Consider the following 18,410-nt stretch of genomic DNA (forward strand, 5'->3'; position numbering starts at 1 on the left):
CGAACCAGGGCCTAGTATGGCGTGTGCCCAACGAGCAGCTGCGGCGGATGGACGCCTTCACCTTCCCGTCCTACTCCTTCGACCTGTCCACCGGGGAGGCGTTGTTCGACTACGCCCTCACCGGGCCGGACGGCGAGCAACGTTTCACGGAGGTGATCACCCTCCCGCTGCCCGCGTCACCTCCCTCGGATGAGCGGGTAGCCACCCTGGGACGGGTCCTGGAGCTGCTGCACGTGATCGCCGGGGTCAGCTACTACAAGACCGCTGCCCCGCACCGGCTGGTGCTGCCGGCTCCGCTGGGGCCGGCCGCCGTCGCGCTGGTCACCGCCGTCTACACCAAGGGCCTCGCGGAGTACGCGTACCGCAACGCGCTGCCGCACGTGCTGCGGCTGCGCCCCGAGGTGCCCGCCGGTGAGCTCACCCCACCGGTCGGGTACGACACCGGCGACCGGCGACCACTGTCGGCGGTGGGGGGCGGCAAGGACTCGATCGTCAGCCTGGAGGCGCTGCGCCGGGACGGGCTGGACCCGTTGCCGTTCTCGGTCAACCCCAACCGGGTGATCGAGGCGGTGAACGTCGCCTCCGGGTTGCCGGCGCTGGCCGCCCGGCGGCGCATCGACCCGGTGCTGTTCGACCTGAACGCCGCTGGCGCGTTGAACGGCCACATCCCGGTGACCGCGATCAACTCGCTGATCGCGGTGGCCACCTCGGTGCTGAACGGGCTGGGCCCGGTGGTGATGTCCAATGAGCGCTCGGCCTCGGACCCGAACCTGGTCTGGGAGGGGCACCAGATCAATCACCAGTGGTCCAAGGGCGTCGAGGCGGAGGGGCTGCTGCGCGGGGCGCTGGCGGAGCACGCCGGTCTCACCGACCCGTACTTCTCCCTGCTGCGCCAGCTCTCGGAGCTGCACATCGCCCGGACCTTCGCCCAGATCGACGGCTACGACGCCGTGGTGACCAGCTGCAACGCCGCGTTCAAGCTGCGCGGTGCGAGTGACCGCTGGTGCCGGGACTGCCCTAAGTGCCGGTTCGTCTTCCTCGCCCTGGCGCCGTTCATGCCGCGCGAGCGGATCACCGGGGTCTTCGGCGGTGACCTGCTGGCCGACCCGGCGCAGCTACCCGGCTACCGGGAGCTGCTGGGCGTGGACGGGCACAAGCCGTTCGAGTGTGTCGGCGAGGTCGAGGAGTCGGTGGTCGCGCTGAGCCTGCTCGCGGAGCAGCCGGAGTGGCGCGAGGCACCGGTGGTACGCGCGCTGGTCGAGGCGGTCCCGGAGTCGGCCTGGAAGACGGCGGCCAGCTCGGCCGTGTTCACCCCGGGGGGTCCCAGCTTCATCCCCGCCCGGTACGCCGAGGCCCTCGAATCCCTTACCGAACGGGTTCGGCACCTGCCCGGGTGACGTTGGCTGCCACGGGCCGGCGGATCGCGTCCAGCGCCAGCAGGGCCACGTGCAGCCCAAGGCAGGCGTCAACCGAGTCGAGGTCCACGTCGAGGATTCGACCGATCCGGGCCAGGCGTTCGTAGAACGCCGGGCGGGACAGGTGCGCGGCGACGGCGCCGGCCGACTTGTTGCGGCCCTGTTCCAGGTACGCGCGCAGGGTGCCGAGTAGCTGCTCCCGGGGGTGCTGCGCGTCGTAGGAGAGCAGGGCGCCCAACTCCCGCTCGACGAAGGTCTGTAGGGACGGCTCGTCGCGCAGCAGGTGGAGCAGGCCGGCGAGCCCGACGTGCGGCAGCCGGTAGATCGGCAGGTCCCGCCGGTCCCGGCGGGCCGCCTCGGCCACCTGCCGCGCCTCGACCAGGGAGCGGCGTGCCTCCCGCAGACTGCCCACGCCGGAGCCGGCGCCGATCACGGCGGTGCCGGCCGGGTCGGGGCGGCCCGGGCTCCGCCCGCTGCCCCGTCGCCCGTTGACGTCGGTGGGGAATACGTCCGGGTGGGCCCGGGCCAGGGCGGTGACGAAGGCCGTGAGCGCCCGTTCCTCGCCGGAGCGGTCCGGCAACGCGAGCAGCACGCCGACCGTCTGGTCGTCGAGTGCGCTGGTCAACGCGGTCAGCTGCGCCTCGTGTACGGCGTGGCCGACCGCCTCGGCGAGCTCCCGCAGCCGGGCCGAGCCAGCCCGCGGGCCTCCCCCGGTGCGGTGACCGCCCTCGTCGGACCGGGCCGGCGCCGGGTCGTCGGCGCGGTACCGGACCATCACGCCCACCAGGTGCCGCCCCGCCAGCGGCACGCCGAGGGCGCGGGCCCGTAGCGCCACCTCGTCCACCGGCCGGGAGTGGTCGAGCAGGGCCGCCAGCAGGGTGCGGTGCAACTGCCGTTCCAGGCCCTCGGCGTCGCGCCGGATCAGCCGGCCCAGGGCGAGGCTGGACGCCGCCCGTTCCACCAGGATCGTCAGTCGGGTGGGCGGGGTGTCCGGCCGGTCCCCGGGGGGCGCCGCGCCGGCACCGAGCCACCGCACCAGCAGCCGCCCCCAGTCCTGCCCCCGGGCACCGACCATGGTCACCAGCCAGCCGTTGTCCCCGTCGTACGCGGTCCGGCCCGCTGGCGCTATCCGCCGGGAGAGCTGCTCCCAGCCGTCGAGCAGCAGGGCGGCGCTGCCCCCCGCCGGGTCGTACGCGAGCACCTGCCGGGACAGGTTCTCCAGCACCACCGCGCAGCCGGAGAGTTCGGCCGCCTGCTGGACCACCTCCCCCGGTCCCGCGCCCTCCATCGAGAGCTCGGTGAAGCGCTGATGGATCTCCTCGGTGGCACGTAGCTCGGTCAGCTGGGCGTCCACGATCAGCGCGTGCACCGCCTCGGTGACCCGCACGAACGGGGTGGCCCGGCGCAGCTCGACCAGGGGCAGCCCGTGCCGGGCGGCGGCGGCGACCATCGCCCGGGGCACCCCGCCGAAGTAGCGGCGGCCCAGCTCGACGACGAGGCCGGCGACGCCGACGGCCGCCAGGTCGGCGATGAACGCCCGCAGCCCGGCGTTGTCGGCGGGCAGCCCGATCCCGGTGGTGAGGACCAGTTCCGAGCCGCCGAGCAGGGAGGCGATGTCGGGCACCTCGGCCACGTGCACCCAGCGGACCCGTCGGTCCAACGCGGCTTCGCCGGCGACGAGGCGGGGCGCGCCGGAGCGCACCGGCTCCAGCGCGAGCACTTCCCGAATGGTGGGGAACACGGGCGACACGCTACCTCGTATGACGTTGGTCACTCAGCTCCCGTCAGAGCGGATCGTCCCGGCCGAGTTCCCAGCAGGCGACGGCGGTGGCTGCGGCGACGTTGAGGGAGTCGACACCGCGGCGCATCGGGATCACCACGCGGACGTCGCTGCCGTCCATCGCCTCCCGGGTCAGGCCGGCGCCCTCCGCGCCGAGCAGCAGCGCCGCCCGGGCCCGCTGGTCCGGTTCGAGGTGCTGGATCGGCACCGCGTCGGGGGCGGGGGTCAGGGCGAGCACGGAGAAGCCGGCGGCGCGGACCTCGGCGAGCGCGTCGGGCCAGGGGCCGAGCGTCGCGTAGGGCACGGCGAAGACCTCCCCCATGCTGACCCGGACGCTGCGGCGGTAGAGGGGGTCGGCGCAGGTCGGGGAGAGCAGCACCGCGTCCACGCCGAGCCCGGCGACGGCCCGAAAGATCGACCCGAGGTTGGTGTGGTTGTTCACGTCTTCGAGGATCACCACCCGGCGGGCGGTGGCGAGCACGTCGGCCGCCGTCGGCTGCGGCCGGCGACGAAACGACGCCAGCACTCCCCGGTGTACGTGGAAGCCGGTCACCTGGCGCAGCACGTCCGGGGTGGCGGCGTAGACCGGGGCGTCCCCGTTGTCCAGGTCGGCGATCTGCTCCACCCGCTTGGCGTCCACCAGGTAGGACCGCGCCGGATATCCGGCGCGCAGCGCACGCCGCAGCACCAGCTCGCCCTCGGCGATGAAGAGTCCGTGCGGTGGTTCCCAGCGGGTCCGCAGCTCTACGTCGGTGAGGGCGCGGTAGTCGGCGATCCGGTCGTCGTCGGGGTCGGTGATCTGGTGGACGGGCACCGGACGATTCTGCCGGACGCCGCGGACGACGCCCCGTCCACCCGCCCCGGCGGTGCCGACCTCGCCGGATGCCGTCGCGCGGATCGGGCGTCGCGCGGATCGGGCGTCGCGGATGGTGACATCCGCCTGGGTTCCGCGACAGGCCATCGCACCGGCCATCGGTGACCGGAGTTCCCGTTACGCTGATCGATAGCCGCGCCTGGGGAGGAGCTGCGAGGTGACGGATCAACTCGGACCGCTCTTGCGCCAACTGCGGAATCAGGCCGGGTTGACGCAGGAGGCGGTGGCGGAACGGTCCGGCGTGAGTGTCCGCACGATTCGCCGCCTGGAGTCGGCGACAAGCATTGATCACCGCTTGGGAACGCTGAACCTGTTGGCTGACGCCCTTGAGCTCGGGTCCGCGGACCGCGAGCACCTGGCGACGATGTTGGCGAGAGCCGGCACCCCGTCCGCGGCCATGACTCAGGCCGCCCCCGCGGCTCTTGGCCCAACCGGGTCGGCGAGCGAGCCGTCCCGGGCACCGTCGGATCGGGTTCCCGTGTCGGCACCGCCGGCCGCCGTGCTGGCGGCTGCGGGCGCGTTGGCGAGGGAAGCCCGGCGGGGGTGGCAACGTGAGGAGGAGCAGCGCCAGGTCCACGACCCGTTTCCGTTGCCGTTGCGCTGGCGGTCGGCCCCCGCACCGCTGATGGACTACGCGGCGAACGTCCAGCGCCTGCCACCGGGAGCTACGGCACGGCTGGACCTCGATGGTGAGCTGCGCAGTATCGCCGAGGTCTACCGGAGGATCCGGTCCGGACGGTTGGTGATCCTGGGCCGGGCGGGTTCGGGAAAGTCGATCCTGTTGATCCGGCTTGTCCTGGATTCCCTTGCGACCCTCACCCTGCCCGATCGAGTGCCGCTGATCTTCAACATCGGCACCTGGGACGCGACGGCCACCACCTTGCGGGACTGGCTGATCGGTCAGCTGTTGCGGGACCACCCACATCTGGCCCGCCGGACTCCGGGCGGGCCGACGCTGGCCGCCGCACTGGTCGACGCGGACCTCATCCTGCCCGTCCTGGACGGGTTTGACGAAATCGCCGAAGGCCTACGGCGGGACGCGCTGGAAGCCCTCAACGCGACCTCACTGCCGCTGGTGCTGACCAGCCGCCGGGACGAGTACGCCGACGCGGTGCGGGGAGCCGGGGCGCCGCTGAACTGGGCAGCGGGCATCGAACTTGTTGACCTCACCCTCGACGATCTCACGGCCTACCTACCCCGAACCGCTCGGCCGGCGGGCCGCGACGAGACCGGGGCGGGGTGGGATCCCGTACTGGAACAGCTGCAGACCCGGCAGTCCGCGGCGGCCACCGTCCTCACGACGGTACTGACCACCCCCCTGATGGTCGCCCTGGCCCGGGCGATGTACAGCGAGGCACCGCACCGCGATCCGGTCGAACTGCTGGACAGCGCCCGTTTCCCCAGCGCGGAGTCCGTCGAGAAGCACCTGCTGACCGGCTTCGTCTCGACGGTGTACCGACCGTCGTTGCCTGGGCGCAACGCCGGTGGCCGCTGGCGACAGAGCTGGGACCCGCAGCGCGCCGCGCACTGGCTCGGCTACCTCGCCCACCAGTTGGTGCGGCCCCACCAACTCCGGCGAGACCTCGCGTGGTGGCAGCTCGGTGACTCCCTTCGTCGTTCGACGCGGATCGGAGTCGCCACCGTCGTCTCCGCGCTGTGTGTCGCCGGATCAACCTGGACTGTCGGACTGGTCGCGGCCCAGGCCAGCCGTGGGCAGATCCTGATGGAAGGGGCCATGCTGGGGCTGTCGGCCGGCCTCGCGTTCGGGACTGTCTACGCGGCGATCATCGCCTTCGGCGGCACCTTCCAACCGGCCCACGTGCGGCTCCGGTTGCGTCGGGGCCGCAGCGGCAGCGCGCGCCCGCCAGCCCGGGCGTTCACACTCCGGTTCGCGGTTGTCCTGCTGGGTGGATTCGTGATGGGCGTCGGCTGTGCCTGCGCCGTAGCCGTCGTACGGGCGCGGTACTGGGAAACCCCGCTCACGAGTCCCGAAGCGATCCGGGCCACCCTCATCAACATGGCCGTCTTCGGGCTGATCTTCGGCTTGGCGGTCGGGCTGGTGTTCGGGCTCCTGGCCGCGCTGGAGGTGCCGGTGGACGTGTCCTTCGTCGCCACTCCGGTCCACTTCCTGTCCGCGAACCGGGCGACCGTGGGCCAACAGGCTCTCATCCTCGCCCCCGCGCTCGCGCTGACCATCGCCTTCGGTGGACGGCTGGTCGTCAACCTGCTCCAGGGGCCTCTCGGGCCACTGAACTGGGAGCTGCCCGACGCGCTGCTCATCGGTGCCGCCGGTGGCCTGGGCAGCGCTTTGTCGTACGCGTTCTGCTTCACCGCCTGGGGGCAGTGGGTGATCCTGTGCCGGGTGTGGCTGCCGCTGACCGGCCGGCTGCCGTGGAACACGATTGCCTTTCTGGAACACGCTTACCACCGAGGCGTACTCCGGCAGAGCGGTGCGGTCTATCAGTTCCGCCATTTCCGGCTTCAGGAGCACCTCAACCACTCCTACCGCAAGCGGTAGGCACTACCATCCACATTCACCCGCGCCCTACACCGCGCCGGCATAACTGGCCAGCCAATCGTCAGCAATCTTGCAATTAATTTCCACAAACAGCATTTGTCGTACGGTGGAATGGCACTCGACACAAGGAGGTCCACATGAGAGCCAAACCATTCCGCCACCGAATGCGAGTTCGATTGCTGGGTGCAGTTTCCGTGGGACTGCTACTCGGCAGCACTCTCGGTGTTGGCACCGCCAGTGCGGTACCAGAAAAGCGCGTCCACAATGCGATGCAGATCATCTTCAGCCCAACTGCGCCCGACGACTTTTGCACGATCGGCGCGGTGGGCACCGACGACTACGGCCGAAAGATCGCAATCTCGGCCGGTCACTGCATTAACGACCCGGATTACGCCGATCGGGAGATCCACGAGAACATCGCTCCCGTCTACCATCGACAGGATCCGGAATTCGGCCCGATTGGCCACATTCGCTACTTCAAAGACCCAGAGGGGTCGGGTACGGGCCACCTGACCAAGGACTACATGATCATCGAACTAATCCCGGAGGTGACCCTCTCCGCGCAGGGCCCGTACCTGAAACAGACCGGTGAAGTGGAGGTCCCGGGCGGCACGCCGAGCCCGAACGCGTTGAGTCCCGCGCTGGATAACGAACGGCTCCTCGGCGCCGGGTGGCTCAGCAGCAATGAAATCATCGTCATGGGCCAGCTTGGCATCTGGTATGCCGGCATAACTCACAACACGAATGGTATCTACCGGTCCTGGGCCCAACACTGGCCAGGCGACTCGGGGGGTCCGACGATCTGGCACGTGCCGGGCAGCGCCTACCCGTCCGAGGAGAACGGATTCCAGGCCGAAGGGCCGTGGGCTGGCATCACCAAGGGGATTGGTCTGCAACTTCCGCCGTACCAATACACCAGCTCCGCCAACATCCTCGCCGACCTTCGCGCGCGAGACGCCGCCGACCCCGCTGACATCTACGGTGCGGGCTTCGAGGTGACCCGCAACCCGTGACCCCCATCGACCGGTGACACCGGTTCCAGAAACGACGCGCCCGCCCCGAGGGGCGGGCGCGTCGGCGTCGGATTGGTCAGCTGCCGTCGGGGAGTCGGGTGACGAAGGCCCGCCACGCCGCCGGGCCGAAGGCCAGCGCCGGCCCGGCCGGGTCCTTGGAGTCCCGGACGCCGACGACGCCGGGGAGATTGTCGGCGACCTCAACGCACGAGCCACCGTTGTTGCCGCTCTTGCTGCTTTTGCGCCATCGCGCACCGGTCAAGTCCATGATCCCGCCGCTTCTCTGATCAGCTCCAAGGAGGAAGCTCGGGGGAGGGATTCGCCCCTGATGCGCTCCCACCTTCGGCTCAGGGTAGCAACGTCGGCGGCCTGTCGGAGGATCTGCGCGGGCGCCTGACTGTCGACGTGGGCGACGTGCTCGACCTCGGGCAGTTCGGCGAGGATGAAGCCGCCGCCGAGCCCCGGATACATCCCGATGTCCTTGGGCACCAGGTGGACCTGCACCGTGTCGTCGGTGGCGCGCTCGGCGAGAAACTCAAGCTGTTCGCGCATCAGCCGACGGTCGCCGTAGGCCGACTGGTAGAGCACCCCCTCGAAGATGACGGCGGTCAGCAGCGGGGGGCGGTCGGTGCGGAGGATGGCCTGTCGACTGATCCGGGAGGCGACGAGCTCGTCGACCTCGCCCGGGGTCAGCGCCTCGCCGGCGAGGGTCGCGCGGGCGTAGTCCTCCGTCTGGAGCAGGCCGGGAATCCAGGTGTGCTCGAACCAACGTAGTGCGACCGCTTCACGCTCCCAGTCAACCCATTCCCGCAACCACTCCGGCTCGCGACGTTTGACGACATCGGGCCAGAGCTCCTCAACCTCCCGACCGAGGATAGTGGCCACCTGCAGGCGGCGACGGGGCCGCGGAATCCGCCCCGGCGTAATCCAACGCGCCGCAGTTTTCGGGTCGACACCGGTCTGGGCAGCCAGGCTCTCCGCGGTCTCCCCCGCCTCCACCATGGCCCGCTGCAATGCATAGTTCATCCTGCCTCCATTCAAGGATGTTCTCGGACGTCCCAACAACGTGCACAAATGCTGTGTCTTCATCCCATGGGGTGTTGACAGAGTGTGCGTCATGGAGGCGCGTTGGGGGAAGACCTAAATTTCGGCGGAGGCACGGGCGGGGCATCCGTACCGGGAATGAGTGTTGACAGTTCGATCTAGAACGCGAAGGCGAGGATGACCGATGAGAGCAGAACCGTCGGCCGGTCAGCCGAGACTGTCGAGACTGTCGAGCGCTGCGCGCAGCTGGCGAAGCCAATTCGCGCCAAGCTGGCGTCCATTGGGAAGTCGATCCGCTCGATCCCAACGCCATGCTGTGATCATCGCCAGCACCAGGATCCGGCACTCGCGGAGCAAACCTTTGTCGACACCGGGATAATGCTTGCCGACTTCCTCGGGCGCATGGGCGAGGTCGAATTCGACCGGCCCCCGGCAGCACGTCTCCAAGTCAATAAACAGCACCCCACCCTTTGTCGCCAGCACGTTACCCGGGTGCGGCTCGCCGTGCAGTAACTGCTCGGCGCTGCCATGCTCGCGGACGGCCCGGCTCAAGCCGCGTAATGCGCTGCCGAGAAGTTCCCGGTCCGCGTCGGTGAGCATCGGCGTGCGATGGCGGCTCGCCACGAGTTCCTGGGCCTGCCGGACGCGGTCCGTGAAGTGCGGCGTGGGGACCTCGAGCGTACGCATGCCGGCGTGCAGCCGGTGCAGCGCACTCGCATAGTCCACCGGGGAGACCACTGCGGATGCCACCGGCTCGTAGTAGGTCCAGAACGTCACCGCGTAGCCATTCTGCGGGTAGACGCGCGGCTCGACCCGAGGGTCAGGAAAAGCCACCGGGCTCCCGAAATCCGCGAGCCGTTGCGCGAGCTCGATTTCGCGCCGCGCCTCCTGGTGCCCCCCAGGACCCACTCGGGCCAGGACATCGCAGGGCAGCAGGCGCAGCGTGAGCCGGTTCGAAGCCTGCAGCACGACCGCTTCGTCGGCTCTCAACCCCAGCGCTGAGGCGACCGACCTGGCCGCCACCACCGCAGGTGGGACCGCTGACACCGACATCGTCGCGTAGCCTCGCCGCCGACCTCGTCATTCGGAGGACGGCTCGTGCGACCACGCGCAACCGCACCGAACGGGCCGTCCCAACAGGGGGTCTAACGTGAACGGCCTAACACGTCAACGGCTAGGGTGGGGCATGACCTGGCAGACACCTGACCACATAATACGCAAGCGCATAGTCGCTGCCGAGGCGATTTTGAATGGCCAAGTCGATCTTCGTGGATACCCCTACCGGCTAATATCCATCTCGTCTACACGCGGGATGGGTACTGACAAGATCACGCGCCTCCTAGCAGCCGCGGAGGTGCTCGAGGCGTTCGGCTGGAAGCTCCTCACCGTCAACAATTCTGAAGGAGCCTGGTTCTACGCCGTGCTTCGTAGATGACGGGTTACGAGCGCTTGACCTCCGCGCGGGGTGGATCATCCGAATCAAGCGTGGGACACTCGCCCCATGAAGCCCCCAGACTGCTTCGTCTGTCGCTCAGAGACCGGCCCAGTTGACCATTTCACCCTCATCTACTTCGGCCCCCGCGAACAGGAAGAAGTAGGACGCGCGGTAGCCCGAGACCGAGGATGGGTCGGACATCCGCACAACGCCTTTTGGTTCTGCGCCGACCACGTCCATCTCGGCCAGGAACGCCAGTCGATGCATTGGCGCGAAGCCATCGCCGAGATCAACGCCACGGTCGGCCGGTAGAACCGCTACGTCGAGCCGTCATCACCACGGAACTTCTTCCCGAGCGCGCTATCTCAGCCACGACTCTCAAGCCAACGACGCAGGTCGGCGAAGGGACCACGGTCATCGCCGGGCTCCGGCTGCCCACGGTCCGGCTCAGGCCGTTCGACCGGGCGGCGCGGATCGCCGACCAGCTCCGGGCTGGGCGCGACGAATGCCTGCTCCGGCTGCCCCTGCACCGCGGTGGAGATCACCTCGGCGACCGCGTCGATCACCTGCACCTGCACCGCACTGCCGACCGCGTCGGTGGTGTCGTCGGGGTTCGCGGCGATGCCGGCGACCGCGACCTGCGGGGTGAAGCCGACGAAGCTCTCCGTGGCGTTCCCCTCTGAGCTGCCGGTCTTGCCGGCGACCGGCCGGCCATCCAGGATCCGGTCCACCGCGGTGGCGGTGCCGCCGTTGCACTGGTTGGTCGAGGACTGCTGGCCGACCGGGCAGCGGGCGGCATCGGTGGCGGCCCGCGCCACCTCCGCGTCGAGCACCCGCTCGCAGGAGGGTGCGACCGGCACCACCGAGCCGTCCGGCGCGGTCACCGAGACCACCGGCAGCGGCTCGCAGTGCGTCCCCTCGGCCGCGACCGTGGCGTACGCGTTGGCCAGGTCCAGCGGGGTGGTAGCGGCCACACCGAGGGTGAACGAACCCCAGTTCTCGGCGTCGTTCTCGGCGAACGCCGCGTCCGCCTCGGACCGGAAGGTGATGCCGAGGCGCTGCGCCATCTCCACCACCTTCTCCGGGCCGACCTGCTCGGAGAGCCAGACAAAGTACGTGTTCACCGAACGGCCGAAGCCGTCCCACATCGTCCGGTAGCCGTCCATCCACTCCGGGTTGGCGTTGCCCGGGCACCAGCTCCCGTCGCAGCTCGCGTCGCCCTCGGCCGGGTACCGGGTGGGCAGCTGGCTGGGCGCGTCGAAGCCGGTGGCGAGGGGCATCCCCGCCTCTAGGGCGGCGAGCATGGTGAACAGCTTGAAGGTCGAACCGGCCTGGTAGCCGGCGATGCTGTCACCGCCGGAGATGAGCGGGTTCACCGTGTTCGGGTAGTTCGGCTGCCCGGCCGGGTTCTCCGCCAGGCTGTAGTGCCGGTTCACCACCATGGCGAGCACCCGGCCGGTGCCGGGCTCCACCGCCGCGAGCGGCAGCGCGCGCTCGTTGTCGTACCCGTAGACGCTGGTGACCTGCTGCTGCGCCGTCGCCTGCAGCTCCGGGTCCAGCGAGGTGACCACCGTGTAGCCGCCCCGGCGCAGCGCCTGCTCCCGCTCCTCGACGGTCTCCCCGAAGGCGGGCTGGGTGAGCCACCACTGGCGTACGTAGTCGCAGAAGAAACCCCAGTCGTCCTCGCCGCCGGACGCGGCGGTGCAGCCGTTGGGCTGGGAGGTGGGGCGCAACGTCAGCGGCTCCACCTTCGCGGTGTCGGCCTCGGCAGCGGTGATCTCGCCGGTGGCGACCATCGCGTCGAGCACGTACGACCGCCGGTCCAGCGCCGCCTCCTGGTCGCCGTCGATCGGGTTGTACGCCTCGGGCGACTGCACCAGGCCGGCGAGCAACGCCGACTCGCTGAGGGTCAGCTCCGCCGGGGTCTTGGCGAAGTACCGCTGGCTGGCCGCCGAGACGCCGTACGCGCCGGAGCCGAAGTAGGCGATGTTCAGGTAGCGGTTGAGGATCTCGTCCTTGCTGAGCTGCTGCTCGAGCGCGTTGGCGTACCGGATCTCCTGGAGCTTGCGCTCGACGGTCTGCTCGGTGGCCGCGGCGCGCTCCTCGGCCGTCAGCCCGGGATCGGTCTTGAGTACGTTGCGGACGTACTGCATGGTCAGGGTCGAGCCGCCCTGCGAGGTCTCGCCGCCGGTCACGTTGGCGACCAGGGCCCGGAGCATCCCTCGCAGGTCCACGCCACCGTGGTCGTAGAAGCGGCGGTCCTCGGCCGCCACGATCGCCGCCTGCAGCGACGGCGCGATCTCGTCCAGCCCCACGTCGGTGCGGTTGACGTCGTAGAAGCTCGCGATCAGCGTCGTGCCGTCGTTGGCGTAGAGGTAGGAGCGCTGCGGGGTGGCGGGGGTCCGCAGCACGTCCGGCAGCGACGAGTAGCTCCCGAGCGCCGACCGGGCCGCGAACCCGAGCACCAGGTTGCCCGGCAGCACGGCGACCGCCAGGACAAGGCCAGCGAGCAGGCCGGCGAGCAGCACGGTGAACAGCCGAGACAACGGCGAACGGGGCAGGGCCATGGCGTCCAGGATTGCCAGGAAATGCGCAGAACGGCCAGCCTGGACGACGACTGTCAGCCAATTCACCGGCTACTGCCAGCTATTTCCCCGATTTAACCGCCCGCGAGGCCGCTCCGATGGACAAACCGGGCAGGCGGGCAATACCTCACCCTGTTCACCACGTTTTACCGGCTTGCTCCCGAATAGTGTGGTTAATGCGATTAAAGAAGTTGGCCAGGGCGATCTGGAGGGTTATCGCACCCAGTTGCTCCTCGGTGAAGTGTTCGGCGGCGTCGTCCCAAATCTGGTCGGTCACGCCCGGCGCCCCGTCCTGGATACGGGTGGCCGCCTCCGCTAGGGCGAAGGCCGCCCGCTCCGCCTCGGTGTAGAAGGGCGTGTCCCGCCAGGTGGTCAGGTTGTGCAGCCGCTCCTCGGCCTCCCCCGCCTCCTTCGCCGACCGAACCGCGCCGAAGACACACGGGCTGCAACTATTGATTTGGCTGATCCGCAGGTGAATCAGGGACAGCAGGCCCGGGGCGACGCCCCCGGCGTGGATCGCCTTACCGAGATGCTGGACCGCTGTCATCACGTCGGGACCGGTCAGACTTGGCATGCGCGCTTCCATCGGTGTGCTCCCTCATCGCTGTCAACAGTGACGTGGGTCCCTTCGGACCCAGGGGACTGTCACCAACCATGCGGGAGCAGAACCGGGGAGGGTACCGACGTGTCTGAAACTAGCCCGACGATGGACCTGCCCGCCCCACGGTGATCCGGGCGGAGCCCGGTCAGCCCGCGGCCAACGGTCCGCCGGTCCCGGCCGGGCCACCGGCGGACGGCGCCGGCTGCGCCGCCGGCGCCGTCGTCGGAAGGCTGGCATTGGTGACGTCGCGAATGATGTCCCGTGGCAGCAGGCGGCCGGAGCGGTAGCCGATACCGATGCCGGCGATCAGTGCGAAGATCGCGCCGAAGGTCTGCAACGAACCAAACAACGAACCCGCCAGGCCGAGCAGCGGCGCCGCGATCATCAACATCACGCCGTCGCCCATGCTGAACATGCCGGAACGGGCGACCGCCCATCCGGTAGCCAGCCAACCCAGGCTGTAGCAGCCGGAGCCGACCAGAACCAGGACCCGGGCGGTGGTGCCGAAGACCGGCGTCTGCGCGGCCAAGCCGGCGAACGGCAACATCAACACCAGGCCCGCGATACTGAACAAGAGCCCGGTAACAGCGGCCCGTCGACTCCGGGTCGCTGCCAGCAGACCAGTCAGCGCGAGTACCGCGAGCAGCCCCAACCAGGTCGCCAGCAGCCAGCTGACCAGGAAGAGCGGGCGGCCATCCGTCGGGTACGGCGCGTTGCCGATGCCCCGGTCGCTCGCCATCGCGACGATCCCGTACAGAATCGCGTACGCGGGTAGCAGCCACACCGCCGCGCGGGCCAGCCGACGGATCGACCATGCCCAGGTCGCGTCGGTAGCCGGGAACCTCGGCGTCGGTTCCCCGATGAACGGCAACACCGCGAACCCCCCACCGGTACGGCGGGTACCCAGTGGCGCGACCGGATCATGCGTCCCGGCTTCCGACGCCGAGGAGCGGCGTCGCCTGTCCGCCTTCTTCATCTGTCACCTCGCTCCGCCCGAGCGGTGCGGGACGCGCCGAGGCGCCCCGAAACCTGGTCACCACCCGCCCTATGACCGATGGTGGCAGGCACCGGAGCGCCTCATGAGGTGTTCTCGTGTTATCGCTTGCGCTGGTGGTCAGCCCTGCTTGCGCTGGTCGGCGGCATCGTCGGGTGAGCCCTCCGCCGGGACCGGCTCGGGTGCGGGCAACTCCGTCGGAGCTTCGCCCCCGGATGCCTGCGCCTCAGCGACGCGAACCTCGTCGTGGATCTGCCGCGCGGTGTCCGCGGCGACCCGCGCGGCCTCCTCGGCCTCCCGCTCAACCTGGCTGACCCCGTCGGACGCCTCCGGCAACGGCGAGTCGCCGGCCATCTGGCTCAGGCCCCCCAGCGCGCCTCCCATGCCCTCCAGCGCCTTGGTCAGCTCCGCCGGGACGATCCAGACCTTGTTGGCGGAGCCGTTGGCGATCTGCGGCAGGGCCTGCAGGTACTGGTAGGCGAGCACTTTCTGGCTCGGATTCGCCTGGTGGATGGCGTCAAAGACGGTACGAACCGCTTTTGCCTGCCCCTCGGCCTCAAGGATGCGGGCCTGCCGGTTACCGTCGGCGCGCAGCACCGCCGCCTGCTTCTCACCCTCGGCGGTGAGGATCTGCGACTCCTTGTGCCCCTCCGCGTTGAGGATCGCGGCCCGCCGGTCCCGCTCGGCGCGCATCTGCTTCTCCATCGAGTCCCGGATGCTCGGCGGCGGCTCGATCGCCTTTATCTCCACCCGGGTTACCTTGATTCCCCACCGACCAGTGGTCTCATCCAGCACGCCGGAGAGGTGCCGGTTGACCTCCTCCCGGCTGGTCAGAGCCCGCTCCAGGTCGAGGGAGCCGATAACATTACGCACCGTCGTCACGGTGATCTCTTCAATGGCGTGCAGGAAGTCCTCAATCTCATAGGTGGCCCGAACCGAGTCGACCACCTTGAAGTAGAGCACCGTGTCGATCGAAACAACCAGGTTGTCCGAGGTAATGACTGGCTGCGGCGGGAAGACAACCACCTGTTCCCGCATGTCGACCTTGGTGCGCACCGAGTCAATGAAGGGCAACAGCAGATTGGGCCCCGGCTTCAGCGTACGCCGGTATCGACCGAGCCGCTCCACCACGTCCTCACGCTGCTGCGGCACGATCCGCACCGCCTGGAACAGGGTCACCACGGCGATAACCGCCAGGGCTATCAGGAGGATTGGCACAATAGTGTCCATATTCACCTTTTCACTTCAGGTAGTTCACCGGGCCGGGAAACGTCATCACGCCACACCTGGACCGTGGCGCCGCGCACCTGGATCACCTGCACCCGGTCGCCCGGCGCGAAGACTTGGGTCGCATCATATGAGCGGGCCTGCCACAACTCGCCGTCGATCTTTACCAGACCGTTCTCGGCGTCAACCCGCTCCAGCACAAGAGCTGCGCTCCCTTCGATCGCTCCAACCCCGAACGATGAGCCGTCTTTCGGGGCCAGGTTAAACCGTCGCCGCAACATCGGTCGCGCACCCAGCACGGTCAACGCCGAGACCACAGCGAAGACGACCGCCTGAATCTCCACGGGAGCCCCGAGTGCCGCCGCGCCGGCCGCCGCGAAGGCCCCGACCGAAAACATAATCAGGAAGAGCGTCGTCGTAAAAATCTCGGCGATGGCGAGCACCGCCCCGACCACAATCCACAGCACCGCGTCCACCCCACGATCGTGACATGCCGGTGCACGTGTCATCGAATCGACATCTGGTGCGGTAGGTTCACACGCTCCCCTGGTCGGGGTCGACGCCGACCAGGGCTCAACGACACCCAGACTCAGCGCCTGGGCCCGAGCTCAACCCGCCGGTTCGGTGACGAAATCGATCAACCGCTCCATTGAGTTAATCAACGGCGTCTCGACATCGGCGAAGGAGTTCACCCGGGACAGAATCCGCCGCCACAGCTCGGCCGGTTCGGCCACACCGAGCGCCGCACAGACCCCCTCCTTCCAGGGCTGCCCGGGCGGCACCACCGGCCAAGCCGAGATTTTCAGTACGGCCGGCCGTACCGCCTGCCACACGTCTACGTAGGGATGCCCGGTCACCAGCACATGCGGCGAGGTCACCCGGGCCACCATCCGGCTCTCCTTGGAACCGGGGACGAGGTGATCAACAAGTACGCCGAGCCGCCGGCCCGGACCGGGGGCGAAATCGCGTACCCGGGCGTCGAGATCGTCGATCCCGTCCAGCGACTCCACCACCACACCCTCGATGCGCAGATCGTCGCCCCAGATCCGCTCCACCAACGCGGCGTCGTGCACCCCCTCCACCCAGATCCGGCTCGCCTTCGCCACCTTGGCACGGACGTTGTCGACGGCGATCGAGCCCGAGGCGGTCCGCCGCCGCGCCGCCGGCACCGTTGGCCGGGAAGGGCGACGCAGCGTCACCGGCTCCCCATCAAGCAGGAACGCCGCCGGTAGCAGCGGAAAGGTACGCCGCCGCCGGTGCCGGTCCTCGAGCAGCACCGCGCCGGCCTCAAACCCGACCACCGCGCCGCAGAACCCCGAGTCGGCGTCCTCGACCACCAGGTCGAGCTCCGCGGTCACCTCCGGGGTGACCCGGCGCCGCCGCCAGTCCCCCGCCAACACGTCATGGTCGTAACGCCCTGCCATGCCGATCAAGCTAGCCCCAGCGGACCCCCACCGCCGACCCGGCACGCCGGCCCACCGTAGGGGGACGCAACGGGTTCAGCGAGGGGTCGGTACGGAAACCCCGGCCGGTGGAATCGGGCCGGGCGGATCGACGTTGTCGCGGTCGCCCGGCCCGTTGTGGGGCGGCGCCCCCGGCACCGCCCGACTCGTCCCGTTCGCGTCCTTGATCTCCACCGCCACGCCAGCAACCGCATCGATCTCGACCGGGCCCTGGTAGCGCGAATCCCGCGCCGCGGCACGATTGTCGCCGAGCAGAAACACCGTCTCCGCCGGCACCGCCTTCGTGGGGAAGGGAGCAATCGCCGCCGGCTCCAGGTGCGGCTCGGGCACCGGCGCCCCGTTGCGTACGAGAGCCTCGCAGCGGCCACTCGGGCCGGGCGGACAGCCGATGCGGTCGCCGGGCAGGGCGACGACCCGGAAGGTGGCGGTGACGTCGCCCCCCGTGTCAACGTCGCTGAGCTGCACGTACACGACATCGCCCCGGGCTGGTGCGAGCTCTCTGTTGAAAACCACCCGTTCACCCACCATGATCGTGGGCTCCATGGCGATGCTGGGCTCGATCACCGTAAAGTGATCGCCCCGGCCGAGCAGCGTGGCCGCGGCGACGGTACCCACCACCGCGAGCCCGGCGCCAACCCCGAACGCGGCGCGACCCAGGCGCCGTACCCGCTGCCGCCGTCGTACCCGATCCAGGAGCACGCGCGCCAGGTCGGGCCGAACCTGCGTGCTGGGCGCCGCCACCGCGGCGAGCGTACGGAGCTGCTCGGCCGCCTCGCCGGAGACCTTCGGGGTGTCGTTCATCGCGCGAGCTCCTCCACGGAAGTATTCGTGCTCGTCAGGGTGGCGCTGACCCGTTTCAATCCACGCGCCAGGTTGCTCTTGACAGTGCCGGTCGAGCACCGCATGACCGCCGCCGTCTCGCTCTCGCTGAGGTCGTAGATGACCCGCAACACCACCGTCACCCGCTGCCGGGGTGGCAGCACCGCAAGGATCTGATCGAGCTGTGCGCGGGCCGCGATCGCCTCGGCGTGATCCGCTCCCGAGGGCCCCCAATCCGCCACCGCCGGCACGGGGACCGGGACGGGGACCAGATGGCTACGCCGACCGCGGTCCCGCACCAGGTTGACCAAGACGGTGCGCGCGTACCCCTCGGGTGAGTCGAGCCGCCGGGACCAGTGCCGGGCCAGCCGGAGTAAGGCCGTCTGGAGCAGATCTTCGGCCTCAGCCGCATCCGGCACCAACAGCCGCGCGAGGCGGAGCAGCCCGTCAGCGTGGTTCCGCACGAACTGGGTGAACGACTCTTCTTCTGAGGGGGTCACAGTCAACAGGACGAGACCGGGCTCCGGGAGGTTGCACGCCGGCAACCACCCCGTCGGCGAAGTCGCGCCACGTGGCACCGACGGAGGGCGCCAAGGTCCGTACCGGCCTGCCCCACCGGGGGCGGGACGGCTGGTGCGGCAG

At 69.5% G+C, this 18,410-nt stretch carries 18 protein-coding genes; 5 read left to right on the plus strand and 13 right to left on the minus strand.

Annotated features, from left to right (window positions below):
* Positions 1 to 23: 23 nt before the first annotated feature.
* On the plus strand, positions 24 to 1,397 hold the full coding sequence (locus tag SALPAC2_RS0108195; protein ID WP_018216175.1) for a hypothetical protein: 1,374 nt from the start codon (positions 24 to 26) through the stop codon (positions 1,395 to 1,397).
* Here SALPAC2_RS0108195 and SALPAC2_RS0108200 read toward each other — a convergent pair.
* Together SALPAC2_RS0108200 and SALPAC2_RS0108205 are read right to left on the minus strand one after the other, a co-directional pair.
* Positions 1,366 to 3,156 (minus strand): PucR family transcriptional regulator, encoded by a 1,791-nt coding sequence (locus SALPAC2_RS0108200; protein WP_018216176.1) that lies wholly within the window; start codon positions 3,154 to 3,156, stop codon positions 1,366 to 1,368. The genes SALPAC2_RS0108195 and SALPAC2_RS0108200 overlap by 32 nt on opposite strands.
* Positions 3,157 to 3,199: 43 nt before the next feature.
* The gene (locus SALPAC2_RS0108205; protein WP_026184530.1) at positions 3,200 to 4,009 is read right to left on the minus strand and encodes a TrmH family RNA methyltransferase; all 810 of its coding nucleotides are present in this window, start codon (positions 4,007 to 4,009) and stop codon (positions 3,200 to 3,202) included.
* Positions 4,010 to 4,226: 217 nt separating this feature from the next.
* Here SALPAC2_RS0108205 and SALPAC2_RS0108210 point away from each other — a divergent pair, with 217 nt between their 5' ends.
* Complete coding sequence (locus SALPAC2_RS0108210) at positions 4,227 to 6,587, plus strand: helix-turn-helix domain-containing protein (RefSeq protein ID WP_018216178.1); 2,361 nt, start codon at positions 4,227 to 4,229, stop codon at positions 6,585 to 6,587.
* Between the two features lie 137 nt (positions 6,588 to 6,724).
* A complete protein-coding gene (locus tag SALPAC2_RS0108215; protein WP_026184531.1) occupies positions 6,725 to 7,600 on the plus strand; it encodes a hypothetical protein in 876 nt (291 codons plus the stop codon).
* A gap of 76 nt (positions 7,601 to 7,676) precedes the next feature.
* Here SALPAC2_RS0108215 and SALPAC2_RS0108220 read toward each other — a convergent pair whose 3' ends face one another.
* The 3 genes from SALPAC2_RS0108220 to SALPAC2_RS0108230 all read right to left on the minus strand — a co-directional run bounded on the left by SALPAC2_RS0108220 (position 7,677) and on the right by SALPAC2_RS0108230 (position 9,613).
* The gene (locus SALPAC2_RS0108220; protein WP_018216180.1) at positions 7,677 to 7,868 is read right to left on the minus strand and encodes a DUF397 domain-containing protein; all 192 of its coding nucleotides are present in this window, start codon (positions 7,866 to 7,868) and stop codon (positions 7,677 to 7,679) included.
* On the minus strand, positions 7,859 to 8,626 hold the full coding sequence (locus SALPAC2_RS0108225) for a DUF5753 domain-containing protein (RefSeq protein WP_018216181.1): 768 nt from the start codon (positions 8,624 to 8,626) through the stop codon (positions 7,859 to 7,861). The genes SALPAC2_RS0108220 and SALPAC2_RS0108225 overlap by 10 nt, the downstream gene beginning before the upstream one ends.
* 225 nt (positions 8,627 to 8,851) lie before the next feature.
* Positions 8,852 to 9,613: a phosphotransferase family protein gene (locus SALPAC2_RS0108230; RefSeq protein ID WP_223874133.1), complete on the minus strand. Its 762-nt coding sequence runs from the start codon at positions 9,611 to 9,613 to the stop codon at positions 8,852 to 8,854.
* 343 nt (positions 9,614 to 9,956) lie between these two features.
* On the opposite strand from SALPAC2_RS0108230, the gene SALPAC2_RS28185 reads away from it, so the two are divergent.
* Together SALPAC2_RS28185 and SALPAC2_RS27280 are read left to right on the plus strand one after the other, a co-directional pair.
* Positions 9,957 to 10,079, plus strand: coding sequence for a hypothetical protein (locus SALPAC2_RS28185; RefSeq protein ID WP_263404676.1), 123 nt, complete (start codon positions 9,957 to 9,959; stop codon positions 10,077 to 10,079).
* 66 nt (positions 10,080 to 10,145) lie between these two features.
* The gene (locus SALPAC2_RS27280) at positions 10,146 to 10,391 is read left to right on the plus strand and encodes a hypothetical protein (RefSeq protein ID WP_162561319.1); all 246 of its coding nucleotides are present in this window, start codon (positions 10,146 to 10,148) and stop codon (positions 10,389 to 10,391) included.
* Between the two features lie 53 nt (positions 10,392 to 10,444).
* Here the strand turns inward: SALPAC2_RS27280 and SALPAC2_RS0108245 are convergent, their stop codons facing one another.
* From SALPAC2_RS0108245 to SALPAC2_RS0108280, 8 genes are all read right to left on the minus strand, one after another.
* Positions 10,445 to 12,712 carry a transglycosylase domain-containing protein gene (locus SALPAC2_RS0108245; protein ID WP_026184533.1) on the minus strand — a complete coding sequence of 756 codons (2,268 nt, stop codon included), beginning with the start codon at positions 12,710 to 12,712 and terminating at the stop codon, positions 10,445 to 10,447.
* 88 nt (positions 12,713 to 12,800) lie between these two features.
* A complete protein-coding gene (locus SALPAC2_RS0108250) occupies positions 12,801 to 13,238 on the minus strand; it encodes a carboxymuconolactone decarboxylase family protein (RefSeq protein WP_018216185.1) in 438 nt (145 codons plus the stop codon).
* Positions 13,239 to 13,410: 172 nt separating this feature from the next.
* On the minus strand, positions 13,411 to 14,241 hold the full coding sequence (locus SALPAC2_RS0108255) for a hypothetical protein (protein ID WP_018216186.1): 831 nt from the start codon (positions 14,239 to 14,241) through the stop codon (positions 13,411 to 13,413).
* A gap of 138 nt (positions 14,242 to 14,379) precedes the next feature.
* Positions 14,380 to 15,489: an SPFH domain-containing protein gene (locus SALPAC2_RS0108260; protein ID WP_026184535.1), complete on the minus strand. Its 1,110-nt coding sequence runs from the start codon at positions 15,487 to 15,489 to the stop codon at positions 14,380 to 14,382.
* Positions 15,490 to 15,491: 2 nt separating this feature from the next.
* Positions 15,492 to 15,962 carry an NfeD family protein gene (locus SALPAC2_RS0108265; RefSeq protein ID WP_018216188.1) on the minus strand — a complete coding sequence of 157 codons (471 nt, stop codon included), beginning with the start codon at positions 15,960 to 15,962 and terminating at the stop codon, positions 15,492 to 15,494.
* A 132-nt stretch (positions 15,963 to 16,094) separates the two neighbouring features.
* Positions 16,095 to 16,910 carry a DUF3097 domain-containing protein gene (locus tag SALPAC2_RS0108270; RefSeq protein ID WP_018216189.1) on the minus strand — a complete coding sequence of 272 codons (816 nt, stop codon included), beginning with the start codon at positions 16,908 to 16,910 and terminating at the stop codon, positions 16,095 to 16,097.
* A 75-nt stretch (positions 16,911 to 16,985) separates the two neighbouring features.
* Positions 16,986 to 17,750, minus strand: a complete 765-nt coding sequence (gene lepB / locus SALPAC2_RS0108275; RefSeq protein ID WP_018216190.1) for a signal peptidase I — start codon at positions 17,748 to 17,750, stop codon at positions 16,986 to 16,988.
* Complete coding sequence (locus tag SALPAC2_RS0108280) at positions 17,747 to 18,268, minus strand: SigE family RNA polymerase sigma factor (RefSeq protein ID WP_026184536.1); 522 nt, start codon at positions 18,266 to 18,268, stop codon at positions 17,747 to 17,749. Before SALPAC2_RS0108280 ends, lepB begins: the two co-directional genes overlap by 4 nt.
* Between the last annotated feature and the right edge of the window lie 142 nt (positions 18,269 to 18,410).

This window comes from Salinispora vitiensis (assembly GCF_000378825.1).
Taxonomy (GTDB): domain Bacteria; phylum Actinomycetota; class Actinomycetes; order Mycobacteriales; family Micromonosporaceae; genus Micromonospora; species Micromonospora vitiensis.

Bases quoted from the DNA above. Each gene is read 5' to 3' on its own strand.
- SALPAC2_RS0108215 (WP_026184531.1), top strand. From the start codon at position 6,725: ATGAGAGCCAAACCATTCCGCCACCGAATGCGAGTTCGATTGCTGGGT.
- SALPAC2_RS0108220 (WP_018216180.1), bottom strand. From the start codon at position 7,868: ATGGACTTGACCGGTGCGCGATGGCGCAAAAGCAGCAAGAGCGGCAAC.
- SALPAC2_RS0108225 (WP_018216181.1), bottom strand. From the start codon at position 8,626: ATGAACTATGCATTGCAGCGGGCCATGGTGGAGGCGGGGGAGACCGCG.
- SALPAC2_RS28185 (WP_263404676.1), top strand. From the start codon at position 9,957: ATGGGTACTGACAAGATCACGCGCCTCCTAGCAGCCGCGGAGGTGCTC.
- SALPAC2_RS27280 (WP_162561319.1), top strand. From the start codon at position 10,146: ATGAAGCCCCCAGACTGCTTCGTCTGTCGCTCAGAGACCGGCCCAGTT.
- SALPAC2_RS0108250 (WP_018216185.1), bottom strand. From the start codon at position 13,238: ATGCCAAGTCTGACCGGTCCCGACGTGATGACAGCGGTCCAGCATCTC.
- SALPAC2_RS0108255 (WP_018216186.1), bottom strand. From the start codon at position 14,241: ATGAAGAAGGCGGACAGGCGACGCCGCTCCTCGGCGTCGGAAGCCGGG.
- SALPAC2_RS0108260 (WP_026184535.1), bottom strand. From the start codon at position 15,489: ATGGACACTATTGTGCCAATCCTCCTGATAGCCCTGGCGGTTATCGCC.
- SALPAC2_RS0108270 (WP_018216189.1), bottom strand. From the start codon at position 16,910: ATGGCAGGGCGTTACGACCATGACGTGTTGGCGGGGGACTGGCGGCGG.
- lepB (WP_018216190.1), bottom strand. From the start codon at position 17,750: ATGAACGACACCCCGAAGGTCTCCGGCGAGGCGGCCGAGCAGCTCCGT.